Annotated in this window: 6 protein-coding genes and 1 pseudogene; 3 read left to right on the forward strand and 4 right to left on the reverse strand. The window is 33.4% G+C overall.

From position 1 onward, the window contains the following. From B8869_RS11865 to B8869_RS00115, 3 genes and pseudogenes are all read left to right on the forward strand, one after another. Positions 1–334, forward strand: a pseudogene (locus tag B8869_RS11865) (hypothetical protein); the annotation flags it as partial. A 123-nt stretch (positions 335–457) separates the two neighbouring features. After that, positions 458–622, forward strand: a complete 165-nt coding sequence (locus tag B8869_RS11870) for a hypothetical protein (RefSeq protein WP_234989691.1) — start codon at positions 458–460, stop codon at positions 620–622. A 27-nt stretch (positions 623–649) separates the two neighbouring features. Beyond that, positions 650–1,540 carry a YihY/virulence factor BrkB family protein gene (locus B8869_RS00115; RefSeq protein WP_268802050.1) on the forward strand — a complete coding sequence of 297 codons (891 nt, stop codon included), beginning with the start codon at positions 650–652 and terminating at the stop codon, positions 1,538–1,540. Here B8869_RS00115 and B8869_RS00120 read toward each other — a convergent pair. The 4 genes from B8869_RS00120 to B8869_RS00135 are packed head-to-tail and all read right to left on the reverse strand — an operon-like array spanning position 1,537 to position 6,526. After that, positions 1,537–2,067 carry a ComF family protein gene (locus tag B8869_RS00120; RefSeq protein ID WP_144017910.1) on the reverse strand — a complete coding sequence of 177 codons (531 nt, stop codon included), beginning with the start codon at positions 2,065–2,067 and terminating at the stop codon, positions 1,537–1,539. The genes B8869_RS00115 and B8869_RS00120 overlap by 4 nt on opposite strands. Positions 2,068–2,123: 56 nt before the next feature. Further along, a complete protein-coding gene (recD2, locus tag B8869_RS00125) occupies positions 2,124–4,325 on the reverse strand; it encodes an SF1B family DNA helicase RecD2 (RefSeq protein ID WP_084229727.1) in 2,202 nt (733 codons plus the stop codon). A gap of 41 nt (positions 4,326–4,366) precedes the next feature. Beyond that, positions 4,367–5,536: a methionine adenosyltransferase gene (metK, locus tag B8869_RS00130; protein ID WP_084229728.1), complete on the reverse strand. Its 1,170-nt coding sequence runs from the start codon at positions 5,534–5,536 to the stop codon at positions 4,367–4,369. A 54-nt stretch (positions 5,537–5,590) separates the two neighbouring features. Further along, the gene (locus tag B8869_RS00135) at positions 5,591–6,526 is read right to left on the reverse strand and encodes an AEC family transporter (protein ID WP_084229729.1); all 936 of its coding nucleotides are present in this window, start codon (positions 6,524–6,526) and stop codon (positions 5,591–5,593) included. Positions 6,527–6,759 lie beyond the last annotated feature (233 nt).

Here is a 6,759-nt window from a genome sequence, read left to right on the forward strand (position 1 = left end):
ATTGGTACATCACTTGAATTCAAAATTATTATTTTCATTTTGCACCTACCGTATATACTGTATATACACATTGTATAAGCGTATATATGTAATGTCAACACCTATTTTAAAACCTAAAGAGATATACAGAAGGCAAGAATTAGGCCACTGGGAAGCAGATACAGTGGAATCAGGCAGATTAGATCATAAAAGGAAAAGTAGATGTTGTTTCGTAACTTTAGCAGAAAGAAAATCTAGATATTATATAGCAATCCTAGTTGAAAATAGAAAGTCGGAAAGCGTAACACCAGCAATAATAAATGCATTAAAAGATTATACCAAAAGAATTAAGTAAAAACAATAACCTTTGATAGAAGGTAAAGTAATTTTCAAGTAATTTAGAGAAAATAAGAAAAAGAATTAGGATGACAAAACTTTATTTTTGTGATCCCTATTGTGCATGGACAAAAGGTAACAAATGAAAATAGTAACGGACTTTGAGGGAGTTTATCCTAAGGGTATGGATTTATCAGAAGTGAATATTGATGAATTAAATTATAACTTAAGTTTAATGAATAATAGACCTAGAAAATGTATAAAATATAAAACACCTAAAGAAGAACTTTTTGGTCTCTTACCATAGGTGTTGCATTTGATTTGACAATTCGTCATTGATAAATTACTTTATAGATTTTCAAGTCACAGACTACCTGAAATGAGCGGTTCGTTAGTTTACTTTATAATACTAAGCTTGTTTCCATTTATTATAGCACTTTTAAATACATTAAAGTTTACTGGTATTTTATCACCAGAGGCTATACTTAGCTATGTCGAATATCTACCTGAGGATATTTCATCTATAGTCCTTAGCTTTTCGCAAGAGCTCTTGAAGTCGAGTTCAAGCAGTCTATTTATAGTTTCTATCTTAGCCGGACTTTGGACTTCTTCAAACGGTATTAATCAACTTATAAATAATGTAAATGCAGCTTATGGCTTTAATAAAAAGCGCTCTTTTATAGCAGCAAAATCTCTTTCTTTGATATTTGCCATAGCACTCATCCTAATGATTATATTGCTTATGATAACTCAAGTGTTCGGTGGACTTATAATCGACTCTATATCCAAATTTTTAATTTTAGATGTCGACCTAAAACAATTTATCAAACTACTTAGCATAATAGTACCATTGATATATATGCTTTTGATGTTCACTGCACTTTATAAATTTGCCCCATCTAAGCAAATAAGAAAAATGCTAACTTTAAAAATGATAATCCCCGGAGCACTATTTACAACCATAGGTGTTATTCTAATGACCGTACTGTTTGGATTTTATGTATCTAATTTCGGAAAATTCTCCGTGACTTACGGATCACTTGGTGGTGTTATAGTAATGCTTATATGGATATGGTTAGTAAGTTTAATTATATTAATTGGCGGCGAAATAAACGCAATCAATTTCTCTATTAAATACTTCCCCGAGTCTTCACTATGGCCTCGAAACGAATCCATATTAAAGGGAATTTTATCAGACGAAAAATATCAAGATTTATCCAACTAAATATTATGTGTGGTTGCTATTAGAGCAGCCACTTTTTTTACTCCATTTTCTTTCAAAACTTTAGCTATCTCGTCTACAGTTGAACCTGTAGTTACTACATCATCCACCAAAATTATATTTTCAGGCAATCTATCAACCACTCTGAAAACACCTTTTAAATTTCTATACCTTTCCGAACTCGTAACCTCTATCTGTCTTTTGGTGCTTTTAATTTTCTCTATAGGCTCCACAAAATCTAATAGCACATTATCAGCTATCTTTTTAGCCAATATTTCAGATTGGTTATAGCCTCTTTCAAGCAAATCCACTTTGTGCATTGGCACATAAGTTATCGCTTCATACTCTCTATAAATTCTGCTCTTTAAAAGTTTTTCACTCATAATCTCAGACAACACATCAGCATAATAGACACAGTCCCTAAATTTAAAGTCTATTAAAATTTCTCTTAATAGACCTACATACTCTCCGCCAACTATTACCTTATCTACATTTTCAAGTTCTCTATCCCAAATCACATTTAATTTCAAATTGGAATAGCAAGACTCACACAAATTATATTTATAAACTTTTTTGTGTGAACATTTTAAACATCCTGACTCAAACACTGCACATCACCTTGTAACTTTTCCTTTAGACTTGAGTATCTAAGTGATATTCTATTATTCTTTACCATCTGTTCAACGTACTTATAATTCCCAACTAATACAACCAATCTCTTCGCCCTAGTTATAGCTGTGTAAAGTAAATTTCTCGTCAACAAAATTGGTGGAGCAAAGTGTATCGGCATTACAACAACTTCAAACTCCGAACCCTGTGATTTGTGTATAGTAGTTGCGTAAGATAAAGTCAGTTCATCCAAATCTGTATATTCATATTCAACTTTCTTAGTATCATCAAATAATACAGTTAGTTTCTTATCTTCCTCATCAACTGACACTATCTTGCCAATGTCCCCGTTAAAGACACCGCTTCCTTTTTCCAAATAAAAATCCGATTCAATTTTATATTCAAGATTGTAGTTGTTTTTAGTTTGCATAACTCTGTCGCCAATTCTAAAAATACTGCCATTGTAATCTATTGACTCGCCCTTTGGATTTAGAGTTTTCTGCAATTCTTTATTTAGATTATTCACACCACAAACGCCCTTTTTCATAGGCGCTAAAACTTGAATATTATCTCTGTCTATCGAATAGTAATCAGGCAATCTCTTATATACCAAATCAACTATCGTGCTCAAAGAAGCTCTTTCTTCCTTGCTATCTATGGTGAAAAAGTCCCCATCATTAGTAACCGGCGGCACTTCTCCATTGTTCACCATGTGCGCATTTCTTATAATATGCGACTCTCCTGACTGTCTAAAAATTTGATTTAAATTTACTACCGGTATTATCCCCGAATTTATTAAATCAGATAGTACATTACCCGCTCCAACAGAAGGTAGCTGGTCTTTATCTCCAACTAAGATAAGCCTTGTATTTATTGAAATCCTGTTTAACAAATTCTCCATCAAATTCAAATCAACCATACTGACTTCATCCACAATCAGTACATCACAATCCAAGTTTTCTTCAGATTGGTACCCATAGTCTATATACTCACTGTCAGAAACCGTAAGCTCCAACATCTTGTGTATTGTTTGAGCATCTCTTGACGTAGCTTCTTTCATTCTCTTGGCCGCCCTACCAGTTGGCGCAGCTAAAAAAACTTTTTTCTCCATCAATTCAAATAGCTCAATTATAACTTTTAAAGTTGTAGTCTTCCCCGTTCCCGGACCACCCGTTATAATAGTAATCCCATTTTTAGTAGCTTCTCTTACAGCTTTTTCTTGATTTTCAGCCAGTACAATCTTTTGTCTATCTTGAACTTCATCTATGAGTTCATCCACATTTTTTATCTCATGTTTAAAGCTGAGCATATCCTTTATTCGTCCGGCAATATAATTTTCAGCTTTTAAATAAGGTGCAAAATAGCATCTTATTGGGTCTGTATTTTCAAGTTTGAACCTATCATCTAAATTTAGTGCTCCTATTTCAGAATATAATTCATCCTCGGTCTTGTTTATCAAAAATTTTGTCCTACTTATCAGCACATCTATAGGCAGAAAACTATGTCCTTCAAGAGTGGCTATATAAAGTGTGTACTTAAGCGCAGCCTTAACTCTCAAATTACTTTGGCTGAAATCCCCTATCTTCATAGCTATTTCATCAGCCTTTTTAAATCCTATTCCCCTTATATCTTCTGCCAATTTGTAGGGATTCTCTCTTACTACAGATATAGAATTGTCACCATAATTTTTATAAATCTTCATGGCTAATGATGTTGGTATGCCATATTCCGAAAAAAAGATTATAACTTTTCTAAGCCCTTGGTCTTGCTCCAACTTCTCCAAAATCTTTTTCAGCTTGGCTTTTCCTATCCCCTCAACCATTATTAATTGCTCAGGACTTTTTTCTATTACATCTAATGTCTTTTCACCGAACCTAGAATATATCTTCTTCGCCATTGCCTTTCCAACATAAGGTATGGCTCCACTGGTAAGATAATTTATAATCCCCTTTTCAGATTGAGGCAATATCTCTTTGACATTTTGAAAACTAAATTGTTCTCCATACTTCTTGTGGAAAGTAAAATCTCCGGTCAAAACATATTCCATCTGTTCCTTGAACTCAAGAGCACTTCCAGTTACAGTTATAGAATCATCTTCAGTAGTGAATCTGGCAACAGTGTATCCATTTTCATCATTTCTATATACAATTTTTTCTAAAATCCCCGTGATTTCAATCATATTTATCACCATATTAGAAAAGGACTGTTACCAGTCCTCTCTTATAAATAAGTTTTTAATTTTTCTACCTTGTCTAATTTTTCCCAAGGAAGATCTAATTCATTTCTACCAAAGTGTCCATAAGCTGCCACTTGTTTATATATTGGTCTTTGTAAATCCAAATTCTTAATAATTGCCGCTGGTCTTGCATCAAAGTTTTCAAGAACTATCTTTTCAAGTTCTGTATCTGATAACACACCAGTTCCAAATGTTTCAACGTAAACTGATGTTGGTCTAGCAACACCTATTGCATATGAAAGACCTATTTCACATTTCTTTGCAAGTCCTGCTGCTACTAAGTTCTTAGCAATATATCTAGCAAAATAACAAGCAGATCTGTCTACCTTAGTTGGATCCTTTCCTGAGAAAGCTCCACCGCCGTGTCTTGCATATCCACCATAAGTATCAACTATTATCTTACGTCCTGTTAGCCCAGCATCTCCCATCGGTCCACCAACTACAAATCTTCCAGTAGGATTTACATAGATTTTAGTATTTTCATCCATCATATTTTCATCTACGATAAAATCTATTACTTCTCTCTTTAAATCTTCTCTGATTTGTTCTAAACTAACTTCTGAATCATGTTGAGTTGAAATTACAATAGTGTCTATTCTACTTGGAACTCCATCTATATAGTCAACACTAACTTGAGTTTTACCATCAGGTCTTAAGTACTTTAAAGTACCATTTTTTCTAACTTCAGTAAGTCTCTTTGCAAGTGCGTGAGAAAGAGATATTGGAAGTGGCATATATTCGTCAGTTTCATCACATGCAAAACCAAACATCAAACCTTGGTCTCCTGCTCCAAAACCATCTAACTCGTCTACGCCTTCTTCTTTAAATCTATCAACGCCCATAGCAATATCTGGACTTTGCTCTTTTATTGCAGAAAGTACAGAACAAGTTTCACAGTCAAATCCTATCTTTCCTCTATCATATCCAATTTCTTTTAATGTTTCTCTAACAACACTAGTGAAATCAACGTAAGTTGAAGTTGTTATCTCACCTGTTATTAAAATCATTCCTGTACTTGCGACAGTCTCACAAGCTACTCTAGCATTTTTATCCTTTTCCAGGATAGCATCTAAAATCGCATCAGAAACTTGGTCACACACTTTATCGGGATGACCTTCAGTTACAGATTCCGATGTAAATGTCCATTTTTTCATAAATGCTTCCCCTCCATAATATTGAGTATACCACTGATTTGAGTGTAAATAAAGCTATACAATACCAAAGTTCTTAAGAATTGCTATTCCTCCAGCAAAAGTGAATAGAGAAAGAGCATAACTTGCAGTTATAATTTGCGAAGTCATCAATTCGTCAGACCCTAACTTTTTACCCATTACAAAACAATTAATAGCACATGGCGTTCCAAATAAAATATACGCTACAACTATCTCTGAATTATTAAAACCTAACTTATACGCTATAGGGACAAGTAGCGCAGCTCCTATAATATTTTTTATAGCAGCACTTATCCCAACTAATAATAAATCATTCTTACGTGTGTGGAAATTCAAACTTCCACCTATCATTATTAATGCCAACGGTGTATTTAGACCTCCCAAAACTTTTATCCCCTTACCAAGTGTTTGAGGTATAGGGAAGTTTATAAATTTTAATAAAAGCCCCACCGCCATTGCCACTATTACAGGATTTCTCAAAACTTTTACTACCAATTCTGATATGATAATGTCACTTTCAGAATAGTATGTCAAAAGCATTGTGCCGATTATATTAAAAAGGGCAACTCCAAATATCATGGCCGCCAAAACCGGAGCCATTTGATAGTTCGGCATTACGGCCTTTAAAATAGGTACTCCTACATATAAAAAGTTGGAGCGATAGGCACAGTGTACAAAAGCAGAAAGTTTTTTATTGTCTTCTATAAAAAATCTCGCAACTATCCATGTCCCACCGAACATGAGCATTACGCCTAACAATAGATATATTATGTAACCTAAATTTATTCCACTTAAGTCAGAATTCTTCACATCCATTATCAAACTTGCTGGCATAGTTACATAGAATATTAAATTAGTTGACTGGCTTATAAACCTCTCATCTATTATTTTTATCTTTCTTAAAAACAAACCGGTAAATAGCACAAAAAATAAAGGGAATATAACATTAATCCCTAATATAAAATTATTCATTCTATCGCTTCCCTTCCTTTTCATTATAACAAATAAAAACTTATTGTTGAGTATATTCAACTAAGTTTTAAAATAAAAAGAAATTTAAAGTGATCAATTTAAATCTTTTTTAGGCTCTATGTCAAATATTGGGGAGACTCGTTAACTCGAGTCTCTTTCTTTATGTAAAAATGGGCACATAGACGCTAATAAAGATATCAAAACTAAAATAGCAAAAAACAACTAAAAATAAG

Source organism: Peptoniphilus asaccharolyticus DSM 20463 (genome assembly GCF_900176115.1).
GTDB classification, from domain to species: domain Bacteria; phylum Bacillota; class Clostridia; order Tissierellales; family Peptoniphilaceae; genus Peptoniphilus; species Peptoniphilus asaccharolyticus.